Annotated in this window: 21 protein-coding genes; 15 read left to right on the top strand and 6 right to left on the bottom strand. The window is 69.5% G+C overall.

From position 1 onward, the window contains the following. Window positions 1-195: 195 nt before the first annotated feature. Window positions 196-1,833 (top strand): NAD+ synthase, encoded by a 1,638-nt coding sequence (locus ABD970_RS00210; RefSeq protein WP_345293492.1) that lies wholly within the window; start codon window positions 196-198, stop codon window positions 1,831-1,833. A gap of 159 nt (window positions 1,834-1,992) precedes the next feature. On the opposite strand, the gene ABD970_RS00205 is transcribed toward ABD970_RS00210, so the two are convergent. After that, window positions 1,993-2,853 carry an outer membrane protein assembly factor BamD gene (locus tag ABD970_RS00205; protein WP_345293491.1) on the bottom strand — a complete coding sequence of 287 codons (861 nt, stop codon included), beginning with the start codon at window positions 2,851-2,853 and terminating at the stop codon, window positions 1,993-1,995. A gap of 98 nt (window positions 2,854-2,951) precedes the next feature. Between ABD970_RS00205 and rluD the strand changes: the two genes are divergently transcribed. The 5 genes from rluD (at window position 2,952) to ABD970_RS00180 (ending at window position 8,642) form a co-directional block, all read left to right on the top strand. Continuing rightward, the gene (gene rluD, locus ABD970_RS00200) at window positions 2,952-3,953 is read left to right on the top strand and encodes a 23S rRNA pseudouridine(1911/1915/1917) synthase RluD (protein WP_345293490.1); all 1,002 of its coding nucleotides are present in this window, start codon (window positions 2,952-2,954) and stop codon (window positions 3,951-3,953) included. Next, window positions 3,950-4,738: a peptidoglycan editing factor PgeF gene (gene pgeF / locus ABD970_RS00195; RefSeq protein WP_345293489.1), complete on the top strand. Its 789-nt coding sequence runs from the start codon at window positions 3,950-3,952 to the stop codon at window positions 4,736-4,738. The genes rluD and pgeF overlap by 4 nt, the downstream gene beginning before the upstream one ends. A 98-nt stretch (window positions 4,739-4,836) precedes the next feature. Beyond that, on the top strand, window positions 4,837-5,373 hold the full coding sequence (gloA, locus tag ABD970_RS00190) for a lactoylglutathione lyase (protein ID WP_425563015.1): 537 nt from the start codon (window positions 4,837-4,839) through the stop codon (window positions 5,371-5,373). Window positions 5,374-5,508: 135 nt separating this feature from the next. Further along, the gene (gene clpB / locus ABD970_RS00185; RefSeq protein ID WP_345293488.1) at window positions 5,509-8,109 is read left to right on the top strand and encodes an ATP-dependent chaperone ClpB; all 2,601 of its coding nucleotides are present in this window, start codon (window positions 5,509-5,511) and stop codon (window positions 8,107-8,109) included. 86 nt (window positions 8,110-8,195) lie between these two features. Next, window positions 8,196-8,642, top strand: a complete 447-nt coding sequence (locus ABD970_RS00180) for a hypothetical protein (RefSeq protein ID WP_345293487.1) — start codon at window positions 8,196-8,198, stop codon at window positions 8,640-8,642. A gap of 88 nt (window positions 8,643-8,730) precedes the next feature. Here ABD970_RS00180 and msrA read toward each other — a convergent pair whose 3' ends face one another. Together msrA and msrB are read right to left on the bottom strand one after the other, a co-directional pair. Beyond that, window positions 8,731-9,468: a peptide-methionine (S)-S-oxide reductase MsrA gene (gene msrA, locus ABD970_RS00175; protein WP_345293486.1), complete on the bottom strand. Its 738-nt coding sequence runs from the start codon at window positions 9,466-9,468 to the stop codon at window positions 8,731-8,733. Next, window positions 9,465-10,046: a peptide-methionine (R)-S-oxide reductase MsrB gene (msrB, locus tag ABD970_RS00170; RefSeq protein ID WP_345293485.1), complete on the bottom strand. Its 582-nt coding sequence runs from the start codon at window positions 10,044-10,046 to the stop codon at window positions 9,465-9,467. The genes msrA and msrB overlap by 4 nt, the downstream gene beginning before the upstream one ends. Window positions 10,047-10,252: 206 nt before the next feature. On the opposite strand from msrB, the gene ABD970_RS00165 reads away from it, so the two are divergent. Next, window positions 10,253-10,681, top strand: a complete 429-nt coding sequence (locus ABD970_RS00165; protein WP_345293484.1) for a hypothetical protein — start codon at window positions 10,253-10,255, stop codon at window positions 10,679-10,681. A 49-nt stretch (window positions 10,682-10,730) separates the two neighbouring features. Here ABD970_RS00165 and ABD970_RS00160 read toward each other — a convergent pair whose 3' ends face one another. Further along, complete coding sequence (locus ABD970_RS00160) at window positions 10,731-12,422, bottom strand: monovalent cation:proton antiporter-2 (CPA2) family protein (RefSeq protein WP_345293483.1); 1,692 nt, start codon at window positions 12,420-12,422, stop codon at window positions 10,731-10,733. Between the two features lie 135 nt (window positions 12,423-12,557). Between ABD970_RS00160 and ABD970_RS00155 the strand changes: the two genes are divergently transcribed. The 5 genes from ABD970_RS00155 (at window position 12,558) to ABD970_RS00135 (ending at window position 17,613) form a co-directional block, all read left to right on the top strand. Then, a complete protein-coding gene (locus tag ABD970_RS00155; protein ID WP_345293482.1) occupies window positions 12,558-12,929 on the top strand; it encodes a VOC family protein in 372 nt (123 codons plus the stop codon). A gap of 79 nt (window positions 12,930-13,008) precedes the next feature. After that, window positions 13,009-15,018 (top strand): ABC-F family ATP-binding cassette domain-containing protein, encoded by a 2,010-nt coding sequence (locus ABD970_RS00150; RefSeq protein WP_345293481.1) that lies wholly within the window; start codon window positions 13,009-13,011, stop codon window positions 15,016-15,018. A 100-nt stretch (window positions 15,019-15,118) separates the two neighbouring features. Beyond that, window positions 15,119-15,766 carry a hypothetical protein gene (locus tag ABD970_RS00145; protein WP_425563014.1) on the top strand — a complete coding sequence of 216 codons (648 nt, stop codon included), beginning with the start codon at window positions 15,119-15,121 and terminating at the stop codon, window positions 15,764-15,766. Window positions 15,767-15,983: 217 nt separating this feature from the next. Next, on the top strand, window positions 15,984-17,198 hold the full coding sequence (locus ABD970_RS00140) for a cation:proton antiporter (protein WP_345293480.1): 1,215 nt from the start codon (window positions 15,984-15,986) through the stop codon (window positions 17,196-17,198). Window positions 17,199-17,220: 22 nt separating this feature from the next. After that, entirely contained in the window at window positions 17,221-17,613 is a 393-nt protein-coding gene (locus tag ABD970_RS00135) for an FmdB family zinc ribbon protein (protein WP_345293479.1), read from the top strand. 49 nt (window positions 17,614-17,662) lie between these two features. Here the strand turns inward: ABD970_RS00135 and ABD970_RS00130 are convergent, their stop codons facing one another. Further along, the gene (locus ABD970_RS00130) at window positions 17,663-18,586 is read right to left on the bottom strand and encodes a DUF3011 domain-containing protein (RefSeq protein WP_345293478.1); all 924 of its coding nucleotides are present in this window, start codon (window positions 18,584-18,586) and stop codon (window positions 17,663-17,665) included. Between the two features lie 173 nt (window positions 18,587-18,759). Here ABD970_RS00130 and aspS point away from each other — a divergent pair, with 173 nt between their 5' ends. After that, window positions 18,760-20,559, top strand: coding sequence for an aspartate--tRNA ligase (gene aspS, locus ABD970_RS00125; protein WP_345293477.1), 1,800 nt, complete (start codon window positions 18,760-18,762; stop codon window positions 20,557-20,559). A gap of 255 nt (window positions 20,560-20,814) precedes the next feature. Beyond that, window positions 20,815-21,345 (top strand): GNAT family N-acetyltransferase, encoded by a 531-nt coding sequence (locus tag ABD970_RS00120; RefSeq protein ID WP_345293476.1) that lies wholly within the window; start codon window positions 20,815-20,817, stop codon window positions 21,343-21,345. Window positions 21,346-21,414: 69 nt separating this feature from the next. On the opposite strand, the gene ABD970_RS00115 is transcribed toward ABD970_RS00120, so the two are convergent. Continuing rightward, entirely contained in the window at window positions 21,415-23,928 is a 2,514-nt protein-coding gene (locus ABD970_RS00115; RefSeq protein WP_345293475.1) for a S8 family serine peptidase, read from the bottom strand. Window positions 23,929-24,340: 412 nt separating this feature from the next. Here ABD970_RS00115 and ABD970_RS00110 point away from each other — a divergent pair, with 412 nt between their 5' ends. Next, window positions 24,341-25,189: a DUF6689 family protein gene (locus tag ABD970_RS00110; protein WP_345293474.1), complete on the top strand. Its 849-nt coding sequence runs from the start codon at window positions 24,341-24,343 to the stop codon at window positions 25,187-25,189. The last annotated feature ends 71 nt before the right edge of the window (window positions 25,190-25,260 follow it).

Raw genomic sequence — 25,260 nt, 5'->3', positions numbered from 1 at the left:
GCGAGGAGGCGGCCTGGAGGCCGCTTTCCCGCCGCGTGCGCGTCGCTGGGCCCCTGAGGGGCTCGCGCCCGGGCTTGGCCGGCCTGAGATGGGCGCCCGGGCAGGGCTGGCCGCCGGGCCTGCCGCTCTGGGACAATCCCCGGGCAATCCCGCGACCGTGTCCCGCGCCTGGTGGACGCAAACCCGGCAGCCTCAATGCCACGACCGCTCCGCCTCGCCTTGGCACAGTTCGACTTCCCGGTCGGCGCAGTAGCGCGCAATGCCGACCGGATCGGGCTGATGATCGCCGAGGCGCGCGACGTGCACGGGGCGGACCTGGTGCTGTTCCCGGAGCTGGCGCTGAGCGGCTACCCGCCCGAGGACCTGCTGATGCGGCCCTCCTTCCTGAGCGATTGCCACGTTGCGCTCGAGAAGCTCGCGCAATCCGTCGAGGGGATCGTCGCGGTGGTCGGCTGGCCACAGGCGGCCGGCAGCGTGGTCTACAACGCCGCCAGCGTGCTGCGCGACGGCAAGGTCGCGGCGACATACCGCAAGCGCGAGCTGCCGAACTACAACGTCTTCGACGAACGCCGCTATTTCACCGTCGATCCCGACGGCGACACCTGCGTGTTCCAGGTCAAGGGCGTGGACGTCGGGCTGATCATCTGCGAGGACCTGTGGTTCAGCGAACCGCTGGCGCAGACCGCCGCGCGTGGGGCCGAGCTGGTGCTGGTGCCGAACGCCTCGCCCTTCGAGCGAGACAAGCACAGCCAGCGCGACGCGCTCCTGCATGCGCGGGCGACCGAGAGCGGCGTGGCCATCGCCTACCTCAACCTGGTCGGCGGCCAGGATGCGCTGGTATTCGACGGCGGATCCGTCCTGGCCGATGGCGACGGCCGCGTGCACGAGGCGGCGCGCGCGTTCGAGGAGCACTGGCTGGTGGCCGACTTCCTCCCCGGCGACCGGCGCCTCGTGCCCGTGAGCTGGGCGCACGAGGAGGAGGCCGGTCGCGACGCGCTGGCCTGGCGTGCCGTGACCCGGGGCACCCGGGACTATTGCTTCAAGAACGGCTTCTCGAAGGCCTGGATCGGCCTGTCGGGCGGTATCGACTCGGCGGTGGTGCTGGCGATCGCGGTCGACGCGCTGGGCGCCGACAACGTCACCGCCGTGCGGATGCCGTCGCGCTATACCGCGGACCTGTCCAACGACCTGGCGGCCGAACAGTGCCACGCGCTGGGCGTGCGCATGCTGACGCTGCCGATCGCCAAGCCGTTCCAGGGTTTCCTCGATGCGCTGGCGGAGACCTTCGAGGGCACCCAGTCCGACACCACCGAGGAGAACCTGCAGTCGCGCACACGCGGCGCACTGCTGATGGCCTTGTCCAACAAGTTCGGGGGCTTGCTGCTGACCACGGGCAACAAGAGCGAGTACGCGGTCGGCTACGCGACGATCTACGGCGACATGGCCGGCGGCTATGCGCCGATCAAAGACCTGTACAAGACCGAGGTGTTCGCGCTGGCCAACTGGCGCAACACGGTCGCCGGCGCGCCGATGATCCCGGCGGCGGTGATCGCCAGGCCGCCGTCGGCGGAACTGCGCGAGGACCAGAAGGACGCCGACTCGCTGCCGCCCTACGACGTGCTCGACGCCATCCTGCTGCGCCATGTCGACCAGGAGCAGTCGCGCGACGAGATCATCGCCGCGGGTTTCGACGACGACACCGTCGACCACGTGCTCCGGCTGGTGCGCATCAGCGAATGGAAGCGGCACCAGGCCGCGCCCGGACCCAAGGTCTCGCACCGTGCCTTTGGCCGCGAGCGACGCTATCCGATCACCAACGGCTACGCGGGCTGACCGCGGCGCTGATGCAGCGTTACCGACGCAGGCCCTGAGTCTGTTCCCGAAGCGCCGCGGCATTCGCACGACCAGCCCGTCACCTGCCTCGCTGGTGCCCCGGCACAAACAGAAACGCCGCCTTGCGGCGGCGCCTGGTGCAGCTGTTCCCCGATGGGCTCAGTCGTTGTCGATCGCCGACTTCTCGCCCGCGAACGGGTTGAGCTTGCGCAAGGTGGACGGGTGGTCGGGCCAGTCGCCGCTCAGGTAGGGATGGCCGGGCTCGTTCTGCTGCAGCACGCGCCTGGCGTCGGCGGCCAGCGTGTCCTGTCCCAGCTCGGTGTAGGCCAGGGCGAGCACGGCGACGGCGTCGTTCTGGAACTCGCTCTGCGGGTAGGTCTCGAGCAGGTACTTGGCGCGCGTGGCCGCGGCGATCCAGGCCTCGCGCCGCAGGTAGTACAGCGCCGTGTCCATCTCGTGTCGGGCGAACAGGTTGCGCAGGGCATTCATGCGCTGGCGGGCGTCGGCGGCGTAGCGGCTGTTGGGGTAGCGCTCGGCGACGATGCTGAAGTCGTTGTAGCCCTGCAGCGGGGTGGCCAGGTCCCGGCGGCTGGCGTCCAGCTTCCAGACGCGCTGCAGGAAGACCGTGTCGCGGTTGGAGTTCACCAGGCCGCGCAGGTAGTACATGTAGGCGATGTTGCGATGGGTCGGGTAGGTGCGGATGAAGCGGTCGATGGTCGAGATCGCCTCCTCGTTGTCGCCCGACTTGAACTGCGCGTAGGCGGTTTCCATCAACGCCTGTTCGGTATACGTGCCGTAGGGGTACTGCGCGACCAGGCGGCGGTAGATCGTGATCGCCGTGTCCCAGTTGCCGTTGCGCATCGAGCGGTGGCCCTTGTCGTACAGGGTCTCCACCGGCACGCCTTCGTTCGCGTCCTCGTCCTTGAAGGCGCCCTTGAGGCGCGCGCAACCCGAAGTCGCCACCACCGCAAGCAGCAGGAGCAACACGGCACGGCGGAAGCAGGAAAGGCGTGGGGTCATGGGCGATTGGGCGGATTGGGCACGAAGCGCCGATAATAACAGTCCATGGGAGCCCGCGGTCGCAGCCAGCGGCCCCCGCCTGAACCGAAGCCATCCGCATGACCGCAGCCGATACCGAATCCCGGCGTGACACCGCCGAAGCCCTCCAGGCCGAGGTCCCCGATGCCCTGGCCGGACGCCGCGCGGACGCCGTGCTGGCCGAGATGTTCCCGGAGTACTCGCGTTCCAGGCTGGCGGCGTGGATCAAGTCCGGCGACGCCCTGTTCGACGGCCGCCAGCTGCGTCCCAGGGATCCGGTGTCCGGAGGGGAAACGGTCAGCCTGCGCGTGGTGCTGGAGACGCAGACCGAAGCGGTGGCCGAGGACATCCCGCTGGAGGTGCTGTACGAGGACGCCGACGTGCTGGTCATCGACAAGCCCGCCGGGCTGGTCGTCCATCCCGGCGCCGGGAACAGCAGCGGCACCCTGGTCAACGCATTGCTGCATCGCGATCCCGCGCTGTCCGCGCTGCCGCGTGCAGGCATCGTGCACCGCCTCGACAAGGACACGTCGGGGGTGATGGTGGTGGCCAGGACCCTGCCTGCGCATACGTCGCTGGTGGCGCAGTTGTCGGCGCGCGAAGTGCATCGGCAATACCTCGCGGTCGTGGTGGGCGCGCTGGTGTCGGGCGGCACGGCCGATGCGCCGATCGACCGCCATCCCCGGGACCGCATCCGCATGGCCGTGCGCGAGGATGGCCGCGACGCCGTGACCCACTACCGGCTGCGCGAGCGCTTCCGCGCGCACACCGCGCTGGAGTGCCGCCTGGAGACGGGGCGGACCCACCAGATCCGCGTGCACATGGCGCACCTGAAGCACCCCATCCTCGGCGACCCGCTGTACGGCGGGGCGCTGAAGCTGCCCAAGGGCGCGTCGGACGCGCTGGTCGCCACGCTGCGCGGGTTCCGCCGGCAGGCCCTGCATGCCGAAACCCTGGAGTTCGCACACCCGGTGAGCGGGGAGCCGGTGCGCTGTACCGCAGGCATCCCCGGCGACATGCAGGCCCTGCTCCAGGCCTTGCGCAGCGATGCCGAGGCCCATGCCGAGGTCCGGCGGCGGTGACGGCATGCCTGCGCGCGGATGGGGCGCTCCCTTCGAACGTGCATGCCTTCACCACGCTGCGCCATGGGGCCGGGAGTTCACATCCTCCCTTCGACAGCTTCAACCTCGGCAACCGCGACGCCGCCGACGGCGATGATCCCGCGGTGGTGGATCGCAATCGCGCCGAACTGGTCGAGCGCTTCGCGTTGCCCTCCGCGCCCCGCTGGTTGCGGCAGGTGCACGGCACCACGGTGTTCCGCGTGGATGCCACGGGGCCGGATGCCGGAACGCGCGAGGACCGGGCCGTTGCTTCCACGCCGACCGCCGACGCGGCGGTGACGAACGTCCCCGGCGTGGTGGTCGCCGTGCTGACCGCCGATTGCCTGCCGGTGGTGTTCGCGGCCCGGGACGGGAGCGAAGTGGCGGTCGCCCACGCCGGTTGGCGCGGGCTCGCGGCGGGGGTCCTCGAGCGCACGGTGGCGGCGATGGATGCCCCGGCCGCGCAGCTCGTGGCCTGGATGGGTCCGGCCGCAGGACCTGGCGCGTACGAAGTCGGGGCGGAGGTCCGCGAGGCGTTCGTCGGCCAGGACGCGCAGGCTGCGGACGCCTTCGAACCGACGCGTCCCGGGCACTGGCGCGTCGATCTCTATGCCTTGGCCCGCCGGCGGCTGACCGGTGCCGGGGTCGTCGAGGTCGCGGGTGGGGGAGAGTGCACGATCTCGGACGCGGGTCGCTTCTTTTCGCACCGGCGCGATACGCGGAGCGGTCGCATGGCGACGGTGGCCTGGTTCGACGCTCCCGGCTAACGCGCCGCGCGGGCGTCGAAGCAGCGGCCGACGTGGCGACGACGCCTCCGTGATGCCGCGCTCGCTACGCTGGCGATCCTTGATACCGGCTACTGAACATGGGCCCGCCACGGATCGTCCCGATTGAAGACACGCCCGGCGTCGCGCCGATGCGCGATGCCGCGACCCGCGACTACGTGTTCAACCACACCATGCTGCGGGTGAAGGATCCGCTGGCGTCGCTCGACTTCTACACGCGCGTGCTCGGCTTCCGGCTGGTGCGTCGTTCCGACCATCCGGAGGCGGGGTTCACGTTGTACTTCCTTGCCATGGTCGGCGACGCCGCCGACATCCCAGAGGGGGATGACGCGTGCCGCGAGTGGCTCGCAAGGCAGAGCGGCGTGCTCGAGCTGACCCACAACCACGGCACCGAAACCGAACCGGGGCCGGTCTACCACGACGGCAACCGCGAACCACGCGGCTTCGGCCACATCTGCATCAGCGTGCCCGACGTGCGCCTGGCCTGCGTGCGCCTGGAGGGCATGGGCGTGCCGTTCCAGAAGCGCCTGCAGGACGGCAGCATGCGCAGCATCGCCTTCGCCAAGGACCCCGACGGCTACTGGATCGAATTGCTGCAACCGACCCCGCTGGACTAGGGTCGTGGCGGGCAGGCCCGGCGAGGCACGCCTCCCGGCTTGCAATCCGCGCTCGCGCCCGCATCTGCAGGCTATCGGCAGCCACCATGGCCCATGGCCGCGATGCCGGCAAAGAGATCATGACGGAGGCGCGCCATGCGCATGGACAAACTCACTTCGCGATTCCAGCAGGCCCTCAGCGACGCGCAGTCGTTGGCCGTGGGGCGCGACCACAACCTGATCGAGCCGGCGCACCTGCTGCTGGCCCTGGTCGACCAGTCCGGCGGCGGTACGCGGCCGCTGCTGGCGCAGGCCGGCGTCAATGTTCCGGTGTTGCGCGAGCGGCTGGTGGAGGCGCTCGACAAGCTGCCGCAGGTGTCGGGACAGGCGGGCAACATCTCGGTGGGCAACGACCTGTCGCGCCTGCTCAACGTCACCGACAAGCTGGCGCAGCAGCGCGGCGACGCCTTCATCGCCTCGGAACTGTTCCTGCTGGCGGCGGTCGAGGACGGCGGCGAGGCGGGCAAGGCGCTCAAGGCGACGGGTGCCAGCCGGCAGGCGCTGGAAACGGCGATCGAATCGATGCGTGGAGGCGAGAGCGTGCAGGACGAGAATGCAGAGGATCAGCGACAGGCGCTGGAGAAGTACACGATCGACCTCACCGCGCGCAGCGAGAAGGGCAAGCTCGACCCGGTGATCGGCCGCGACGAGGAGATCCGCCGCACGGTGCAGGTGCTGCAGCGGCGCACCAAGAACAACCCGGTGCTGATCGGCGAGCCCGGCGTTGGCAAGACCGCGATCGTGGAGGGCCTGGCCCAGCGCATCGTCAACGGCGAAGTGCCCGAGGGCCTGAAGGGCAAGCGCGTGCTGTCGCTGGACATGGGCGCGCTGATCGCCGGCGCCAAGTTCCGCGGCGAGTTCGAGGAACGGCTCAAGGCCGTGTTGAACGACCTGGCCAAGAACGAAGGCCAGATCATCCTGTTCATCGATGAATTGCATACGATGGTCGGCGCCGGAAAGGCCGAGGGCGCGATGGACGCCGGCAACATGCTCAAGCCCGCGCTCGCCCGCGGCGAGCTGCACTGCATTGGCGCGACCACGCTGGACGAGTACCGCAAGTATGTCGAGAAGGACGCCGCGCTGGAGCGCCGCTTCCAGAAGGTGTACGTGGGCGAGCCCAGCGTCGAGGACACCATCGCCATCCTGCGCGGCCTGAAGGAGCGCTACGCGGTGCACCACGGCGTGGAGATCACCGACCCGGCGATCGTCGCCGCCGCCACGCTGTCGCATCGTTACATCGCCGACCGGCAGCTGCCGGACAAGGCCATCGACCTGATGGACGAGGCGGCCAGCCGCATCCGCATGGAAATCGACTCCAAGCCCGAGGAGCTCGACCGCAAGGAGCGCCGGTTGATCCAGCTCAAGATCCAGCGCGAGGCGTTGAAGAAGGAAAAGGACAAGGAGTCGAAGCAGCGGCTGTCCGACCTGCAGGACGAGATCGCCACCCTCGAACGCGACTTCAACGACCTCGAAGAGGTGTGGAAGGCCGAGAAGGCGACATTGCAGGGTGCGACCCGGATCAAGGAGCAGATCGAGCAGGCCAAGCTGGAGCTGGAAGGCGCGCAGCGCAAGCAGGATTTCACCCGCATGAGCGAAATCCAGTACGGCACGCTGCCGGAACTGGAGAAGCAGTTGCAGGCCGCGCAGGAGGCCGAGCAGCAGGGTTTCACCCTGTTGCAGGACAAGGTCACCGCCGAGGAGATCGCCCAGGTGGTCGCGCGCTGGACCGGCATCCCGGTCAGCAAGATGCTCGAGGGCGAGCGCGAGAAGCTGCTGAAGATGGAGGACGCGCTGCATTCCCGCGTGGTCGGCCAGGACGAGGCGATCAAGGTCGTGTCCGATGCGATCCGCCGCTCGCGCGCGGGGCTGTCGGATCCGTCGCGGCCGACGGGGTCGTTCCTATTCCTGGGCCCCACCGGCGTCGGCAAGACCGAGCTGTGCAAGGCGCTGGCCGAGTTCCTGTTCGACAGTCCCGACGCGATGGTGCGCATCGACATGAGCGAGTTCATGGAGAAGCACTCGGTGGCGCGGCTGATCGGCGCGCCGCCGGGTTACGTCGGCTACGAGGAGGGCGGCTACCTCACCGAGGCGGTGCGGCGGCGCCCGTACAGCGTGATATTGCTCGACGAGGTCGAGAAGGCGCATCCGGACGTGTTCAACATCCTGCTGCAGGTGCTCGACGACGGCCGCCTGACCGACGGCCAGGGACGCACGGTGGACTTCCGCAACGCGGTGATCGTGATGACCTCGAACCTGGGCTCGCACCAGATCCAGGAGTTGAGCGAGGGCAGCGGTTTCGACGCCGGGTCGTCCGAGGGCTACACCCAGATGAAGGCGGAGGTGATGGCGGTGGTGCAGGCGCACTTCCGCCCGGAGTTCATCAACCGTCTCGACGACATCGTCGTGTTCCATCCGCTGGACAAGGCGCAGATCAAGTCGATCGCGCGCATCCAGATGCGCGGGCTGGAGCAGCGGCTGGCCGAACGCGGCATCGCGATCGAGGTGTCGGACAAGGCCTTCGAACTGCTCGGCAACGCCGGGTTCGACCCGGTCTACGGGGCGCGGCCGCTCAAGCGCGCCATCCAGCAGCAGCTGGAGAACCCGCTGGCGTCGATGATCCTGTCCGGCGGGTTCGCCGGCGGCGATACGGTGCGCGTGGAGGCCGAGGGCGGCAAGCTGGTGTTCTCGAAAGCCTGAGGTCCGTGGAGGGCTGCGCGCCGGTTCACCGGCGGCTAATCGGTCGGGCCTACCCTTGCCGTCCACCCTTCCTTGGATACGCCGCCATGCTTCGACTGCCTGCCCTCGCCCTGTCCGCCGCGCTTGCGGCGCTCACCCTGCCGGCGGCGCCACCGGCGCAGGCGGCCGGCAGCATTACCTGCAAGATGCGCTATTCGCTGACGGGCTGGTCGGTGTTCTACAAGCGCGCCAGCGGGACGGGCACCGTGTCCTGCAGCAACGGCCAGCGGATGGCGGTGCGGCTGACGGCCCGCGGCGGCGGCCCCACGGTGGGCAAGTACACGATCCCCAATGGCTTCGGCGAGTTCGCCGGCGTCACGACGATCCGCGACGTGCTGGGCACCTACGCGTCGGCGGGCGCCGATGCCGCGGCCGGCAAGGCCGCGACGGCACAGGCGATGACCAAGGGCGACGTCTCGCTGGCCCTGTCCGGCAAGGGCGAAGGCTGGAACCTGGGCGTCGCGTTCACCGGGTTCACCATCGAGGCGCGCTGAGGCCGGGACGCCCGCCGCCCCTCGGCACGTAACGACCGCGCCGCGCGGCAGGCATTGATCGCGCCGCTCGGCATCGAGGACCGGCTGGTCAGCCCTGCTTGCCCCAGATCTGGTCCAGCCTGGCATCGCGGCCGCAATTGAATCGGTAGAACTTGTAGCGCACCGGATTCTTCAGGTAGTAGTCCTGGTGGTACTTCTCTGCCGGCCAGAACGCGGTGGCGTCAGTGATCTCGGTGGCGATGGCCTGGCCTTCGAAGCGTTGCGCGACCTTTTGCTTGCTGGCCTCGGCGAGGCGTCTCTGGCCCGCGTCCATCGGGAAGATGCCGCTGCGGTACTGGCTTCCTGCATCGCAGAACTGGCGGTCGACCGCGAACGGATCGATGTTGCGCCAGAACACGTCGAGCAGCGTCTGGTAATCCACCTTGGTGGGGTCGTAGCGCACCTGGACCGCTTCGGTGTGCCCGGTGTTGCCGGCGGTGGTCTGCTCGTAGGTGGGATTTTCCGTGTGTCCGCCGGTGTAGCCGGACGTCGTGGAAATCACGCCCGGGAGCTTGTCGAACGGTGGCTCCATGCACCAGAAGCAGCCGCCGGCGAAGATGGCGACGCCTTCGCCCGACTTGGCCGCCGCGGGCTGCGCTGGGTTGGGCTCGGGCCGGGTGTCCTGGGCGACCGCGACCGTCCGCGGCGCCGCCTCCCGCACGGCTGGTTGCGCCGGTGGCGGCTGCTGCGCGCAGGCGGTCATGGCTGCCAGCATCAGCAGGGCCGTCGCTGCGGGCGCGGCGGCGCGGCGCAAAGACAGGGTGCTCGGGTTCGCGATCATCGTCATGACCTCAATGCCGGGAGGGCGTCGCCTTCGGGGACGAAGTTCAGCGCCACGCCGTTGTTGCACCAGCGTTCGCCGCGCGGCCTCGGTCCGTCGTTGAAGATGTGTCCCTGGTGGCCGCCGCAGCGTGCGCAGTGGTATTCGGTGCGCGGCAGGATCAGCTTGAAGTCGCGCTTGGTGCCCACGTGGCGCGGGTCGATGGGCCGGGTGAAGCTGGGCCAGCCGGTGCCGCTTTCGAACTTGTGCGCGGCATCGAACAGCGGCAGGAAGCAGGCGGCGCAAATGTACGTGCCCGGCCGTTTCTGGGCGTTGAGCGGGCTGCTGCCGGCGCGCTCGGTGTCTTCCTCGAACAGGACCGCATAGGCCGCCGGCGAGAGCAGGGCCTTCCATTCGGACGCGGGCTTGTCCAGGGGCACGATGGCGCCGCGGCCCGCGGCTGTGGCCTGGGTCCCCGCTGCCGCGATGTTGCCGGCACCGCCGGTACTGGCGAGTCTCGGTGGTCTGTCGTCGCGGGCACAGGCAGGCAGCAGGGGGGCCGCGAGGACGGCGGCCAGGCCTTGAAGCAGGGTTCGGCGTTGCATGGACGGCTCCGGGATCAGTGGGTACCTCCCGCAAAGAGACGGCGAAGGCACGCTCGGATATGCATCCAGCATGCCGCAGTGCGGTTTCCGTTCAGGTGAAGCGTTAGTTGCGCGCTGGCGGCGCGACGCGCGCGCGACCGCATCCGATCGGGCCCTGGCGGCCTCTGGCAGGGTAAGTTGGGTCCCGCAGCCCCGAGGAGAGTCGCATGCAAGCCACCGATCCCGCCGTCGTCACCCGAAATCGATTGCCGCTCTCGTTGCTGGCGATCCGCTGGACCATGGTGGTGTTCCTGCTGCCGTGGGTTGCCGACAAGTTCGTCCGCCCCGAGCATGCGATCGCGGTGCTGGAAGGGTTCTACGGGCTGTCCGGGTCGGGGGCGCCGCTGGTGTTCGGCCTCGGTGTCGCGCAGGCCGTGCTGCTGGCGTTGTTCGCGTTCGGCGTCGCGCGAACGTGGAGCTATGGCCTGGTGCTGGCGATGCATGCCGTGACCACGCTGGTCTCGTGGAAGCAGTACCTGGATCCCTATACCGGCGCGAACCTGCTGTTCTTCGCCGCCTGGCCGGCGCTGGGCGCCTGCCTGGCGCTGTTCCTGCTGCGCGAACACGATACGCTGGGGACCGTCGGCCGCCGCTGAGCCGGTTCGCGGCGCCTGCGCCGCCGCGCCTCCCGGCGGGGCACACGCGTCAGGCGGTGGAAGGCAGTTGCTTCGTGCGGTAGGGCGGCGTGGCCATCACCATCTCCACCAGGGAGAAGGCCAGTTCGCGCTCGGCCAGCACCACGCCATCGGCACCGTGCTTGATCAGGTGCTTGACCTCGCCGTCGCTGTGCGCGCGGGCGAGCACGGTCGCCTCGGGATTGATCTGCTTCAGCCGCGTGATCGCTTCGCCGGCTTCCAGCGTGCGCGGGATGGCGAAGATCGCCATCCGCGCGCGTTCGGGCACGGCGTCGCGCAGCACGGCCTCCTTGGCGACGTTGCCCCGCACAGCGGGCAGGCCGTCGGCACGCGCCTTGAGCACCAGGTCGACGTCGGCCTCGATCACCACCAGCGGGATGCCGCGTTCGCGCAGCAGGCCAGCCAGCTGGCTGCCCAGCCGTCCGTAGCCGACGAGGATGGTGTGGTCGCGGATGTCGTCGGGCACGATCGGCGCGTCCATCGCCTGCCGCGCCGCATCGGCCATCGCTTCGTCGCCCTGGCGAGCGCGGTACTGGTCGAGCAGGGTGAACAGGAACGGGTTGAGCATGATCGAGATGAGCGCGCCGGCGAGGATCAGGTCCTGGCCCTCGGACGGGAGGATGTCCAGCGACACGCCCAGGCCGGCAAGGATGAAGGAGAACTCGCCGGTCTGCGCCAGGCTGGTGGTGATGACCAGGGACGTCGACCGCGTCTTGCCGAAGGCGCGCAGGATGCCGTAGGCGACCAGCGACTTGCCGAGCACGATGATCACCACGGTGGCGACGATTTCCAGCGGGCGCTCGACCAGGATCATGGGGTCGAACAGCATGCCCACCGAGACGAAGAACAGCACCGCGAACGCGTCGCGCATCGGCAGCGAGTCGTTGGCGGCCTTGTGCCCGAACTCCGATTCGTTGAGCAGCAACCCGGCGAAGAACGCACCCAGCGCGAACGACACGCCGAACAGCGCGGCGGCGCCGAACGCCACGCCCATGGCCAGCGCCAGCACGCACAGGGTGAACAGCTCGCGCGAGCCGGTGCTGGCCACGCGTTCGAGCACCCAGGGGATGATGCGCCGCCCGACGATCAGCATGAAGGCGACGAAGGCGCTCACCTTCGCCAGCGTCAGGACCAGCGCGGTGCCGACGCCGGGACCGTCCTCGACGGCATCGCCGCCCAGCGCACCGGCCAGCGCCGGCAGCAGGACCAGCGCCATCACCATCGCCAGGTCCTCGACCACCACCCAGCCGACCGAGATGCGGCCGATGCGGGTTTCGGTCAGCCGCCGGTCCTCCAGCGTGCGCAGCAGCACCACCGTACTGGCGATCGACAGCGCGATGCCGAACACGATGCCGGCACCGTCCGACCAGCCCAGGAACCGGCCCAGCGCCCAGCCCATCACCGTCGCCACCGCGATCCGCAGCAGCGCACCGGTGAATGCGATGGCGCGCACCTCCAGCAGTTCCCGCATCGAGAATTTCAGCCCGACGCCGAACATCAGCAGGATCACGCCGATTTCCGCCAGCTGCGGCGCGAGCTCCTGGTCGGCGACGAAGCCGGGGGTGTAGGGGCCCGCGATCATCCCGGCGAGCAGGTAGCCGACCAGGGGCGACACCCGCAGCCGCTGCGCGGCCAGCCCCAGCACGAACGCCAGCACGAAGCCCATGCACAGGATGGCGATCAGCGAGGTCTCGTGCGGCATGCGGGGTCCGTGCGTCGGGGAACACGATGGTCGCACATGGACCGGATTGCCGGTCGCGCCGGCGACCGTGCGCGGCTCGGGACCGCCGGGGGGCAGGGCGTATGATCGATCGACGTCCCCCGGTGGAGAGTCGACATGGCGAACAACGCAGTGGGCTGGTTCGAGATCTACGTGCAGGACATGGATCGGGCAAGGGCATTCTACGAAGCGACCCTGGCGGTGGCGCTCGAGAAGCTCCCGGTCCCGGATGTCGAGATGTGGGCCTTCCCGATGGATCCCGACGCCAGCGGCGCCTCCGGTTCCCTGGTGAAGATGGAAGGCATGCCCTCGGGCGGCAACAGCGTCCTGGTCTACTTCAACTGCGAGGACTGCGCGGTGGAGGCCGGGCGCGTGCCCGGTGCCGGCGGCACGGTGTTCCGGGAGAAGATGTCGATCGGCGAGTACGGCTTCATCGCCCTGGTCCACGATACCGAGGGCAACCTGGTCGGCCTGCACTCGATGCAGTAAGCACGCGGGCGGCCGTGCCTGGATGCCGGGTGCGCCGGGGCCGGCCGCCCCGGACGCACTCGGCTAGAATGCGCGCCCCATGATCGCCTTCAAGAACTTCGCCCTGCGGCGCGGCGAGCGCCTGCTGCTGTCCGACGTCGACCTCGCCCTGCACGCCGGCTGGCGGGTGGGCGTGGTCGGGCGCAACGGCACCGGCAAGTCCTCGCTGTTCGCGGCGATCCGGGGCGAGGTCGAGGCCGATCGCGGCGACCTGGACGTCCCCAACCGCGTCCGCATCGCCAGCGTGGCGCAGGAGACGCCGTCGCTGCCCGATCCGGCGATCGAGTTCGTGCTCGGCGGCGATGCGCCCGTGGCGGCCGCGGTCAAGGCCGAGGCTATCGCGCTGGCGGCCGAGGATTGGGAGGCGGTCGCCGAGGCGCACCACCGCCTGGAAGAGGTCGGCGGCTACGACGCCACCGCGCGCGCCGGCAAGCTGCTGCACGGCCTCGGCTTCGCGGCGGAGACACACGAGCGTCCGGTGAGCGCGTTCTCGGGCGGCTGGCGCGTGCGCCTGAACCTGGCGCGGGCGCTGATGATGCCCAGCGACCTGCTCCTGCTCGACGAGCCCACCAACCACCTGGACCTGGATGCGGTGCTGTGGCTGGAACAATGGCTGCTCAAGTATCCCGGCACCCTGCTGCTGATCTCGCACGACCGCGAATTCCTCGACAACGTCGCCACACATACCCTGCACCTGCACGAGGGCAAGGCGAAGCTCTACGTCGGCGACTACACCGCGTTCGAGCGGCAGCGCGCCGAGCAGCTGCGCCAGCAGCAGATCGCCTTCGACAAGCAGCAGGTCGAGCGGGCGCACCTGCAAAGCTTCATCGACCGTTTCAAGGCCAAGGCCAGCAAGGCCAAGCAGGCGCAGTCGCGGATGAAGCGCCTGGCCAAGCTGACCGGCACCGAGGCGGTGCGCGCCGAACGCGAGTTCCGCATCGAATTCCCGCAGCCGCTGAAGCTGCCGCATGCCTTGCTGCGCCTGAACCACGCGGCTTGCGGATATCGCGCTTCAGCCCTTCTCCCGCCTGCGGGAGAGGGGGGCGCGCGCAGCGAGCAGGGCGGGGATGGGGCAATTGGCTTGCTTGGCGAAGAGCCCGGCCCGAACCCCAGTCCTCTCCCACGAGCGGGGGAGGGGGTCGACGCGCGCGCGATCGAGATCCTCGGCAACGTCGGCTTCGGCCTGGAGGCCGGCGACCGCATCGGCCTGCTCGGTCCCAACGGGGCGGGCAAGTCCACCCTGGTCAAGTCGCTGGTCGGCGAACTGCCCTTGCTCGATGGCGAGCGCTACGCCCATCCCGACCTGCGCATCGGCTACTTCGCCCAGCACACCGTGGAGTCGCTGGTGGCGGGCACCTCGCCCGTCGACCACCTGCGCACGCTGTCGCCGGACGCGCCGACGCAGTCGTTCCGCGACTTCCTGGGCAAGTGGTATTTCCCGGGCGACCGCGCCTTCGAAAGCATCGACAACTTCTCCGGCGGCGAGCGCGCGCGCCTCGCGCTGGCCCTGATTGCCTGGCGGCAACCCAACGTGCTCCTGCTCGACGAGCCGACCAACCACCTCGACCTGGACATGCGCGAGGCCCTGGCCGAGGCGCTCAGCGATTTCGACGGCGCCATCGTCCTGGTGTCGCACGACCGCCACCTGATCGGCCTGGTCAGCGACACCTTCTGGCGCGTGTCGCACGGCGAGGTCAAGCCGTTCGACGGCGATCTCGACGAATACGCGGCGTGGTTGCGGGCGCAGTCCTCCGAGTCCGGCAAGCAGGTACGACGATCGGCGGATGCAACATCCGCGCCTGCCGTCGTGCCAGCGCCCCAGCCACGGCCTGCCAAGGTCAACACGCACAAGCTGGCGCAGGCCGAATCGCTGCTGGCGGAGCTGGAATCGGAACTGGCGGAGGTGGAGCAGGCGCTGGCCGATCCGGAGAGCTACGTCGACGGAGGCGAACGCGTGCAGGCACTGGGCAAGCGCCAGCAAGCCTTGCGGCAGCAGGTGTCGGCGGCTGAAGAAGCATTGTTGAGGCTGTACGCCACCGATGCGGCGTGACGCTGCGCACCCACCGAGTGTCTGCCAAGACGACGGCTTGCAGTCGTCGACCCGAAGGCCCAAGGTGGTCGCCATGGAAAGAGCGTCGATAGTTCGTGCCGTGACCTGCCTGCTCCTGGTCGGCGCCCTGGTCGCGTGTGCAGGGTCCGTCCGGGATTCCATCCGAAGCATCGACGCCGGGGCGGTCGGCGCGCCCGCCGTGGCCACCGGCAAGCCGGCGCCGGCCGACGCCTTCCTGGCCGCGCTCGCCCGCCACTGCGGCCGCGCCTACGCCGGCAAAATCGTCGCCAACCGCCCGGAACCCGCCACGGCGGACCCGTTCGCCGGCAAGGCACTGGTGATGCACGTGCGCGGTTGCGACGACCCGGCGCGCGGGCTTCGCATCCCGTTCCATGTCGGCGACGACCGTTCGCGCACCTGGGTGCTCACCCGCACCGCCGGGGGGCTGCGACTCAAGCATGACCACCGGCATGAAGACGGCAGCGCCGATGCGGTGACGATGTACGGGGGCGACACGGTGACGCCGGGGACGGCGCAGCGCCAGGAATTCCCGGTGGACGCGGAATCGATTGCCTTGTTCGAGCGGGAAGGGCTGCCGGCGTCGGTGACCAACACCTGGGCGATGGAGATCGGGCCGGGCGACCGCTTCCTGTACGAGCTCAGCCGCCCCGGCGGGCGCCTGTTCCAGGTGGAGTTCGACCTCGCCACGCCGGTGGAAGCACCGCCGGCCCCCTGGGGTGCGCGCTAGGACGCATCGCACGATCGCAATCAGCGCGCAGTACGCCGTGGCCGCGCGCCCTGCGGCCAACGGTTGTCCGAAGCAAGCCGAAGGGATGTGATGTCGCCGGCCAAGGACGCGGCTTCGCGTAGCCCCTTCGTTGCGCGGCATGCCTCCACGCCGCGCTTGCCAGCCGCCCCGCCTGCCGCGACCATGGCGCGGGTCGTCCCTCCGAGCGTGCACGTCCTTGAACCAGGAACTGGTCTACCTGCTGTTGATCTTCGCCCTGCTGGTCGTGCCGCGGGCGCTGCAGCGCTGGAAGATGCCCGCGCCGCTGACCAGCCTGATGCTGGGCATCGTCGCGATGCTGCTATGGGGCGACGAAACCCACGACCCGGTCGTGACCCTGCTGGCGACGCTGGGCATTTCCTCGCTGTTCCTGTTCGCCGGGCTGGAGGTCGAGCCGCGGGCCTTGCGCAAGGGCCTGCTGCGCCTGGTGGCGCACCTGCTGATCCGCACCGCCACCCTGCTGGGCGTGGCATGGGTCGCATGGCGTTACTTCGACCTGGGCTGGCAGGCGGCGGGGCTCGTCGCGCTGGCGCTGCTGACGCCGTCGACCGGCTTCATCCTCGACACCCTCGCGCGCCTGGGCCTGGACGAGGAGGAACGGTTCTGGGTCACCAACAAGGCCATCGCGGGCGAACTGCTGGCGCTGTTCGCACTGTTCGTGGTGCTGCAGGCCGGCGATCCCGTGCAGCTGGGGATCTCCTCCGGCGTCCTGCTCGCGATGCTGCTGGGCCTGCCGCTGGTGTTCGTCGCCCTGGGGCGCTGGGTGGTGCCGCATGCGCCGGGCTCGGAATTCTCGCTGCTGGTGATGGTCGGGCTGGTGGCCGCGTACATCACCTACAAGTTGGGCGTCTACTACCTCGTCGGTGCGTTCATCGCCGGGTTGGTGGCGCGGCTGCTGCATACGCGCATGCCCCTGCTCGCCTCGGACGACAACCTGCACGCGGTGCGCCTGTTCGCGACGTTTTTCGTGCCGTTCTACTTCTTCCATGCCGGCACGCTGGTCCCCGAGGGCGCGCTGAGCCTGGATGCGCTCTGGATCGGACTGGCCCTGACGGCGGTGGTGCTGCCGCTGCGCATCGGCATGGTCTGGGCGCAGCGCCGGCTGTTGTTCGGGGAGCAGCATCGCAACAGCCTGCGGGTGTCCGTGGCCCTGGCGCCGACCCTGATCTTCACCCTGGTGCTCGCGGCGATCCTGCACGGCCGCTTCGGGATCCCGGACATGTACTACGGGGGCCTGCTGCTCTACGCGGCGCTCAACACCTTGTTGCCGTCGCTGGTCTTCCGCACGCCCTTCGACGTCAATCCGCTGGACGACAGGGCCGTCCATCCAGAGGACTCGATCGCCGAGGAAGAGCTTGATTCACCGCCGCCGCGCCCCAACGTGGCCGGCTGAAACCACGGACCCCACGCCCGCCATGCCGATCTACGCCTACCGCTGCACCGCCTGCGACCACGCCTTCGACCGCCTCCAGAAGCTGTCCGACCCCGACCCGGAGACCTGCCCGGTGTGCGATGCGGCGGCGGTCAAGCGCCAGCTGACCGCGCCTGCCTTCCGGTTGTCGGGCAGCGGCTGGTACGAAACCGATTTCAAGAAGGACGGCGACAAGAAGCGCAACCTCGCCGAAGGCGGCGAGGGGGCGAAGAGCGATGCCGCGTCGACGTCAGGCAAGGATGCCTCGACGGCCGCGTCCGATGCCAAGCCGGCGGACAAGCCGCCCGCCGGCAAGCCCGAGGCGGGCAAGGGCAAGCCCCAGGCCGCCCCCGAGGCCTCCGCGAAGCCCTCCGGCGGGGCCCAGGCAGGCAAGTAACCCCCTTTGGGGTGCAGGGCACAGGCGTCGTGGGATCGGTTCCCCCGGATCAGTACGGTGCGAACCGTCCGCGGCAACCGTCGGTCACCCACAAGCCGATCTGCAGGTCGTAGCCCCAGCTGCGCCCTTCGATGCACGGCGCGTCGGACAGCTGCTGGATGAGGCGCGGCTGGCCGAAGGCGCGGTCCCAGTCGCAGGTCGTCGACGCGCCCTTGTAGCTGTCGCAGGCCACCGAGTAACCGCTGGGCAATCCGGGACCCGGGCCTGGCAAGCCGCCCGCGACCGCAGCGAACTCGCCCCGGCAACCCTGGTCGACATGGACCTGGCCGCGCCGCGACTCCCAGGTGCGGCCTTCGATGCAGGGGGAACTGGACAATTGCCGCACCAGTCGCGTGCGCCCGCGCCAGGGTACCTGGCAGCTTCGCGCCCGGTTGTCGACGCTTTCGCAGCGGACATTGCCGCCGGCGATGGGAGGCTGCACCTGCGCGTCGCGCTGGAACTCGCCCCGGCAACCCCCGCTGACGTAGATGTGTCCATCCCGCGATTGCCAGCTGCGCCCTTCGATGCAGGGACTGCCCGACAGCTGGCGGACCAGGCGGGAGTGGCCGCGCCACAGGGTCTGGCAGGTATTGGGCCGATTGCTGTTGCTCTCGCAGCGAAGCACTTCGCCGCCCGCCGGAGGCCTTGGCGGGTAGGTGCTGCCTGCCAGCGACTGCGCGATGTCGTGCCGGACCTGGCTGAAGGTCCAGTTCGAACGATTCACCTGGTCGGTGTAGAAGCGCAGTTGGTCGTCGGGGATGCGGCGGCCGCCCGATTGGTCGCTGTACTCGAGGCCGATCACGCGGACCTGGTCCCGGTAGGGCAGGCTGCTCAGGTTCTCCGGCGCATAGGCGCGCCCCTGGGCCAAGGCGCTGGCCGGGCTGGCGAGGGCCAGGCCGAGGGCGAGGAGGATGCTGCCGAGCATGCGGACCATGGCGGACTCCAGCTTCGGGCAGGCACGCCGGGCGCCCGCGACCGTTGCCGGGAGCATACGCCAGCAGGGTTTCCGGCCAAGCCGCTAAAATGTCGCGTTGCCGGTATGCCCGGCCCCTGCCCGCGCCGTCGCGTGCCTCGGGTCGATGCGACCGAAAGTCCCGGAGTTTCCCCATGCGTACCCACCATTGCGGCCTCGTCGACGAGGCGCTGATCGGCCAGACCGTCGTCCTGTGCGGCTGGGCCGACGTCGCCCGCGACCTCGGCGGGCTGTGCTTCATCGACCTGCGCGACCACGAAGGCATTGTGCAGGTCGTGGCCGAACCCGATGCCGATGCCGAAGGCAACGCCGCCGTGATCGCCACCGCCGCCGACGTGGGCTACGAGGATTGCCTGCGGGTCACCGGCGTGGTGCGCAGGCGCCAGAACGTCAACGAGAAGATCCCCACCGGGCAGGTGGAGGTGGTGGCCACCGGGATCGAGGTGCTGAACAAGGCCGAACCCCTGCCGTTCCATGCCCACGAGAACGCGGGCGAGGACATCCGCCTCAAGTACCGCTACCTCGACCTGCGCACGCCGCGCATGCAGAAGATGATGCGCACCCGCACGCGCCTGGTCTCCGCCTTGCGTGCCTGGCTGGACGGCCGCGGCTTCCAGGACATCGAGACGCCGATCCTCACCAAGGCCACGCCCGAGGGCGCGCGCGACTTCCTGGTGCCCGCGCGCCAGCATCCCGGCGAGTTCTACGCGCTGCCGCAGTCGCCGCAGCTGTTCAAGCAGATCCTGATGATGGCCGGCTTCGACCGCTACTACCAGATCGCGCGATGCTTCCGCGACGAGGCCCTGCGTGCTGACCGGCAACTTGAATTCACCCAGCTGGACATGGAATTCGCCTGGATCGACGAGCGCGGCGTGCAGGACACGGTCGAGGCCATGCTGCGCGACGTGTTCCGGGAAGTGATGGACGTCGACCTGGGCGACGGCGCTGCCTTCCCGCGCATGGCCTATGCCGAGGCCATGCGCCGCTTCGGCTCCGACAAGCCGGACCTGCGCATCCCGCTGGAACTGGTCGACCTGGGCGAGGTGGTCAGGGACTGCGGCTTCAAGGTCTTCACCGACTGGGCGAACGCCGAGGACGGGCGTGTCGCTGCATTGCGGGTCCCGGGCGGCGCGGCGCTGTCGCGCAAGCAGATCGACGACTACGCCGCGTACTGCGCCCGGTTCGGGGCCAAGGGGTTGGCTTGGATGAAGGTCGAGGACCCGGCCAAGGGTCGCGACGGGATCGGCTCGCCGATCGCCAAGTTCCTCGACGACGCGACGCTGCGGGTGGTGCTGGAAGCCACCGGCGCGCAGGCTGGCGACGCGCTGTTCTTCGGCGCCTCGACCTGGAAGGTCGCCTCCGACTTCATGGGTGCATTGCGCCTGAAGGTCGGCAAGGACCTGGACCTGGTCGATGCCGGATGGAAGCCGCTGTGGGTCACCGACTTCCCGATGTTCGAATGGGACGACGAGGCAAGCCGCTTCGTGGCCCTGCACCATCCCTTCACCGCGCCGGCCGTCGATGACGAAGGCGACCTGCGCGCCAATGCCGCGACGGCGGTGTCGCGCGGCTACGACCTGGTGCTCAACGGCAACGAGATCGGCGGCGGCTCGATCCGCATCCATCGCTCGGCGATGCAATCGGCGGTGTTCGACCTGCTCGGCATCGGCAAGGAGGAGGCGGAAGCCAAGTTCGGGTTCCTGCTTGAGGCCCTGCGCTACGGGGCACCGCCGCATGGCGGCATCGCCTTCGGCGTCGACCGCATCGCCGCGCTGATGGCCGGGACCGAATCGATCCGAGACGTCATCGCCTTCCCCAAGACCACGACCGCGCAGTGCCTGATGACCGGCGCGCCGTCGGAAGTGCCGGAAAAGCAGTTGGCCGAGGTGCACGTGGCCATCCGGGCGCCGCGTGCCGGGGTCGACGCCGGCTAGCGGTAGCGACGACGCTCCCGACGCGACTCCCGCATGGCACCACCGCGCTTCCCCCGCATGCGGGGGAAGGATGGGATGGGGGAAAGCACCGGCGATGTCTCTTACCCCGGCCGCCACGCACCCTCACCCCAACCCCTCTCCCGCAAGCGGGAGAGGGGTAATTTGCACGCATTGCACCACCGCGCCTTCCCCCGCTTGCAGGGGAAGCATGGGATGGGGGAGAGTGCCGGCAATGCCTCCTGTGCCTGTTGCCTGATGCCACTACCCGGAGAGCCGACCATCCGCCGCGCGACACCTGAGGACGCGGGGGCGCTGTCGCGCCTGGCGCGCCGCACGTTCGTGGAAACCTTCGGCCACCTCTATCCGGACGAGGACTTGCAGGCCTTCCTCGCCGACGCGTACGCCGTCGACAAGCAGCGCATCATCCTCGAGCATCCGGACTACGCGGTCTGGTTGCTGGAACAAGGCGACGAAGCGGTCGGCCACGCGGCCGCAGGTCCGTGCGGGCTGCCGCATCCCGATGTCGCCCAGGGCGACGGCGAGCTCAAGCGCTTGTACGTGCTCGAGTCGCACCAGAACGGCGGTTGGGGCGGCCGGCTGTTCTCCGAAGTGCTGGCCTGGCTGGAGCGCGAGGGTCCACGCACGTTGTGGATCGGGGTGTGGTCCGAGAACCTCGGCGCGCAGCGCTTCTACGCCCGGCACGGCTTCGAGCACGTCGGCGAGTACGAGTTCCCGGTCGGACGCGTGCGCGATCGGGAGTTCATCCTGCGGCGCGGGGTGGGCTGAAAAAACGACGGCCCGGGACGCAGTCCCGGGCCGCCTGGCATCGCCGACAGGGGGTGGCGATGCGTCTGCTCAGTCCTCCGCGCTGCGGTAGGCGGTGTAGTAGCGGCTGGCCGCCACGGCGTATGCCGCACGGGTCACCGACTGGTTGGGATCGAACCACGCCTGCAGGGTCGGCTGCAGGTCGTACGGCCCCTGCACGACGGTGAAGCGGGCGTTGATCAGGCTCTGGTCCAGCGCGTACTGCACGTAGCCGCGCAGCGGGGCGGGAATCGAGGCCGCGTCGGCGATCGGGATGCGCTTGCCGTCGAAGAACGCGGTCAGCTCGCCGTTGAAGCTGGAGGCCTGTTCCTGCAGGCCGAGGGCCTGCACCAGCGAGTAGGCCAGGCTGACGCGCGTGACCTTGTCGTTGGGATTGAACTTGCCGCTGACCGTGCCCATCACGCCGCCCTGGCGCTGGCTCAGGTCGCGCAGCGGCGCGCCGGCGGCGACGACGGATTCGGCGAACGGATAGAACGCATCGGTCACGTCGAGGTCGCTGAAGCTGCGCTTGTGGTCGAAGGGAAGCGACTGGCGGACGCTGGCGCCCATCACCAGGTACTTGGCCATCTCCTTGCGCTTGATCGCCTGGTCGGGGCGGAAGCGGCGATCGGAATTGCCGTCAAGCAGTCGATTGGCGACGGCGAATTCGATCGCCTTTTCCGCCGGATGCCCGGCGATGTCGTCCAGGCCGGTGTAACCACCGCTGTTGAGGAAGCTGATCTCGCCGGCGACGGTGCCCGGTGCGCCGTAGCCGTTGGTGACCTTGAGCGGGTCCACGGCATTGCCCGAGATCGAGCCGATGCCGCGCACGGTGAGTGTCCAGGTACCGGCCCTGCCGGGACCGCCGGCCACGACGGTCTCGCCGATAGCCGGCAGCGAAATCGCCGAACCGTAGCGGTTGCCGTCCGGATCGGTCAGCACGATGGCGACCGTGTTGTCGCCGATGTCGGCGCGTGCGGAGACGTACGCCACCTCCGGCCCGACCTCGAAGCTCTTCGTTTCGACCGTGCCCACCGGGGTGAAGAAGATCGAGAACGGGATCGGGTCGGCGCCGGGTGCCAGCAAGGCGTTGCTGTGGAACTCGTTGAGCGCATTGACGGTGGCGCCGAAATCGTTGCGCAGGCCAGCGGCCTCGGCAGTCGCCGCGTAGGCATTGACATGGCCGGCGCCCGCTTCCCATTCCAGCCGGCCGGTCATGTTGGTGGCGGTGCGTTCGAGGATGTCCTTGGCCTGCGCCGGGGTGAGGTTCGGGTTGGCCTCGAAGACCAGCGCCAGGATCCCCGCCACGTGCGGCGTGGCCATCGAGGTGCCGCTCATGTGGGTGTAGAAGGGCAGGTGCGCGGGCGCCAGGAACGCCGCGTCCATCTCGGCCGCCAGCGGCGGCAGCGCGCCGGTCGCGGTCCGGGTGGAGATGATGTCGACTCCGGTGGCCACGACGGTCGGCTGGTTGAAGTAGGTCCAGCGGCGGCCGTCGGGCATGGTGAAGTCGCCGCTTTCGCCGCGCTTGCCGCGCGACGAGAAGTCGGTCAGCACGGCGTCCTTCTCGCCGGCGCCGACCGAGATGACCCACGGGGCCTGCGCGTAGGGGTTGTGGGTGTCCTCGCCGGGGCCGTCGTTGCCGGCGGCGAACACGCTGGCGATCCCGCGCTTGTACAGCTCGTAGGTGGAGATGTTGACCGGGTTGAGGGGGTCGAACTTGCCCGACGAGCCCCAGGAGTTGCTGGTGACGCGGATCGGCGCGCCGTAGCTGAACTGGTTGGTGGCGGCGTAATCCAGGCCGCCGACGGCGTCGAGGATCAGCAACACGCCGCCGGAACCGTAGCCGACCAGTTGCGCGCCCGGGGCCACGCCCCGGTAGAGCCCGTTGGAGCGTTGCCCCGTGCCGCCGATCGTGCCGGCGCAATGGGTGCCGTGCCCGGAGCCCAGGTCGGTGTTCGGCTGGTTCTCCAGGTAGGTCATCGGCACGATGCCCGGCTGCAGGTCGGCGGCGATCTCGGCCAGGATGTTTTGCGGCGCGAGCACGTTCTGCACCACGTGGCGACCGAGCTTGAGGTCCTCATGGGTGGCGTCCACGCCGGAGTCGTTGACCAGCACCGTCACGCCCGCGCCGCTGAACGGGATCGCGCGTCCGAAGTCGCCCGGGTTCTGCACGGTCCGCGCGGCGCCGGAGATTTCGCGCTGTTCCTTGTTGAAGTAGCGAAGGGGGGCGTTCCAGAAGATCGACACCACGTCGCTGCGCTGGGCCAGCGCGCGGATTTCCGCGGGCGTCGCGATCGCGCCGGCGATCGGCAGCGTCCGCATGGTCACGCCCTTGTCGATGCCCAGCGCCTGCAGGGCCGAGACCTGCGCCGGCGTCACCGGACCGGACTGCTGGTAGCTCACCACCACCTGCAATTCGTCGGTCGCCGCGGCGGCGTCCATGCGCGCCAGAAGCTCGGGATCGAGGTGGGCGTCGGCCAGCGCCATGCCGCTGGCCAGCATGCCGGCGGCGATGGCGCAGAGCTTGAGGCGCAGGGTGGGTCGGTAGGTGCGCTGGGAAGCCATTCGGAAACTCCTGGGTCGGGGGATGCTTCCATTCAGTATTCGAAGGGGAGCGAGCACCGGCTATCCGGGGGATCGCCCACCCGGCATGGGGAAAACCACCCACCCGCTCCGCTAAAGTCGAGGGGCGTGCCCATCGCGGCCCGGAATCGCGCCCGTTCATCTTGGAGCACCGGGTGTCGCCTGCCGCCCACGCGCTTGGGTGGGGGAATTCCCCTACAGACATCGACGGTCGGGGCCTTTATGCTGCCTTGACGCCGTGATGGGATAGTCCGGTGTATACCCCGCGACCGAAGGGTACGTCGTGCAGCGCTCTCCGATCGTCTTTTCCTGGAGAGCCCGGCACGACGACGAAGCGTGCCGATTCCCGCGAAATGGACCGCGACCGTATCGCCCGACAGGGGCCTGATTGCCGATGAAGAACCGTATTCCGCTGTTCCGACGCGTGCTGGTGCTGCTTGCCTTGTGGTTCACCGCGTCCGCCGCGTCCGCGCAAACGCAAACCGTGCCCGTGGCCGTCGATGTCAACGGTCAGGTGGCGACCATCCGCGTGGGCCCGGAGGCGAGTCCCGTCGCCGACATCACCCTGACCTTCGACAGTGCCGCCGGCCTGAGCGCATCGAGCCTCGGCGTCAGCGCGCAGATGGTCAATCCGGCCAATCCGGCCCTGCTCGCGCGGCTGGCCAATCCGCAGCTGTTGCAGGTCGACGGCGCGTTCCCGCTGCTGGTGACCGTCGAGCCGCCGGCCGCCGGCGGCCTCCAGTTCCAGCGCACCGTGCGCGTCGAGGTCCACACCCACGCGCTGTCGTACAGCGTCGGCAGTTCGTATCGCCTGTTCAAGGCGCCCGTCGGCGGGCAGTTCCGAGACATCACCGACGAGATCGCGCCGGGCAGCGTCCGGGCCCGCGGGACGACCGGCGGTTTTTCCCAGTTCCTGGTGCTGACCGACCTGCGGGAAAGCGATGTCGTGGTCGCCGAGAAGTTCGACCGCCTGCGCGGCACCCTGGCCACCCTCGACGCCGGCGAACGTGCGCCGCTGTCGGCGATGCTCGGCGACGCCGAGGCTGCGGTGTCCGCGGAGGACTACGTGGCGGCGGGCAACCACCTGGATGCCTTCCGTGCCCGCGTGTCGGCGCGCGCCGGCAAGGGCATCGCGCAGGTCTGGCAGGCCGGTGGCGGCGTGGAGAACCCGGCCGGCGAACTGCTGGCCGGCGCCGCGACCTTGAAGTACAGCATCGCCTACCTGCGGGACTACGGGTTGTAACGCACCCCGGCGCCGCTGCTTCGGCTCCCTGCACCCCGCCGACGCGAGTCGGCGGGGTGTTTCTTTGCCGG

Source organism: Luteimonas vadosa, from assembly GCF_039543545.1.
In the GTDB taxonomy this organism is placed as follows: domain Bacteria; phylum Pseudomonadota; class Gammaproteobacteria; order Xanthomonadales; family Xanthomonadaceae; genus Luteimonas; species Luteimonas vadosa.
Note: the sequence above shows the minus strand (reverse complement) of the source record. Positions and strands in the feature narration are given on the sequence as shown.

Bases quoted from the DNA above. Each gene is read 5' to 3' on its own strand.
- ABD970_RS00210 (WP_345293492.1), top strand. From the start codon at position 196: ATGCCACGACCGCTCCGCCTCGCCTTGGCACAGTTCGACTTCCCGGTC.
- ABD970_RS00205 (WP_345293491.1), bottom strand. From the start codon at position 2,853: ATGACCCCACGCCTTTCCTGCTTCCGCCGTGCCGTGTTGCTCCTGCTG.
- rluD (WP_345293490.1), top strand. From the start codon at position 2,952: ATGACCGCAGCCGATACCGAATCCCGGCGTGACACCGCCGAAGCCCTC.
- gloA (WP_425563015.1), top strand. From the start codon at position 4,837: ATGGGCCCGCCACGGATCGTCCCGATTGAAGACACGCCCGGCGTCGCG.
- clpB (WP_345293488.1), top strand. From the start codon at position 5,509: ATGCGCATGGACAAACTCACTTCGCGATTCCAGCAGGCCCTCAGCGAC.
- ABD970_RS00180 (WP_345293487.1), top strand. From the start codon at position 8,196: ATGCTTCGACTGCCTGCCCTCGCCCTGTCCGCCGCGCTTGCGGCGCTC.
- msrA (WP_345293486.1), bottom strand. From the start codon at position 9,468: ATGACGATGATCGCGAACCCGAGCACCCTGTCTTTGCGCCGCGCCGCC.
- msrB (WP_345293485.1), bottom strand. From the start codon at position 10,046: ATGCAACGCCGAACCCTGCTTCAAGGCCTGGCCGCCGTCCTCGCGGCC.
- ABD970_RS00165 (WP_345293484.1), top strand. From the start codon at position 10,253: ATGCAAGCCACCGATCCCGCCGTCGTCACCCGAAATCGATTGCCGCTC.
- ABD970_RS00160 (WP_345293483.1), bottom strand. From the start codon at position 12,422: ATGCCGCACGAGACCTCGCTGATCGCCATCCTGTGCATGGGCTTCGTG.
- ABD970_RS00155 (WP_345293482.1), top strand. From the start codon at position 12,558: ATGGCGAACAACGCAGTGGGCTGGTTCGAGATCTACGTGCAGGACATG.
- ABD970_RS00150 (WP_345293481.1), top strand. From the start codon at position 13,009: ATGATCGCCTTCAAGAACTTCGCCCTGCGGCGCGGCGAGCGCCTGCTG.
- ABD970_RS00135 (WP_345293479.1), top strand. From the start codon at position 17,221: ATGCCGATCTACGCCTACCGCTGCACCGCCTGCGACCACGCCTTCGAC.
- ABD970_RS00130 (WP_345293478.1), bottom strand. From the start codon at position 18,586: ATGGTCCGCATGCTCGGCAGCATCCTCCTCGCCCTCGGCCTGGCCCTC.
- aspS (WP_345293477.1), top strand. From the start codon at position 18,760: ATGCGTACCCACCATTGCGGCCTCGTCGACGAGGCGCTGATCGGCCAG.
- ABD970_RS00120 (WP_345293476.1), top strand. From the start codon at position 20,815: ATGCCACTACCCGGAGAGCCGACCATCCGCCGCGCGACACCTGAGGAC.
- ABD970_RS00115 (WP_345293475.1), bottom strand. From the start codon at position 23,928: ATGGCTTCCCAGCGCACCTACCGACCCACCCTGCGCCTCAAGCTCTGC.
- ABD970_RS00110 (WP_345293474.1), top strand. From the start codon at position 24,341: ATGAAGAACCGTATTCCGCTGTTCCGACGCGTGCTGGTGCTGCTTGCC.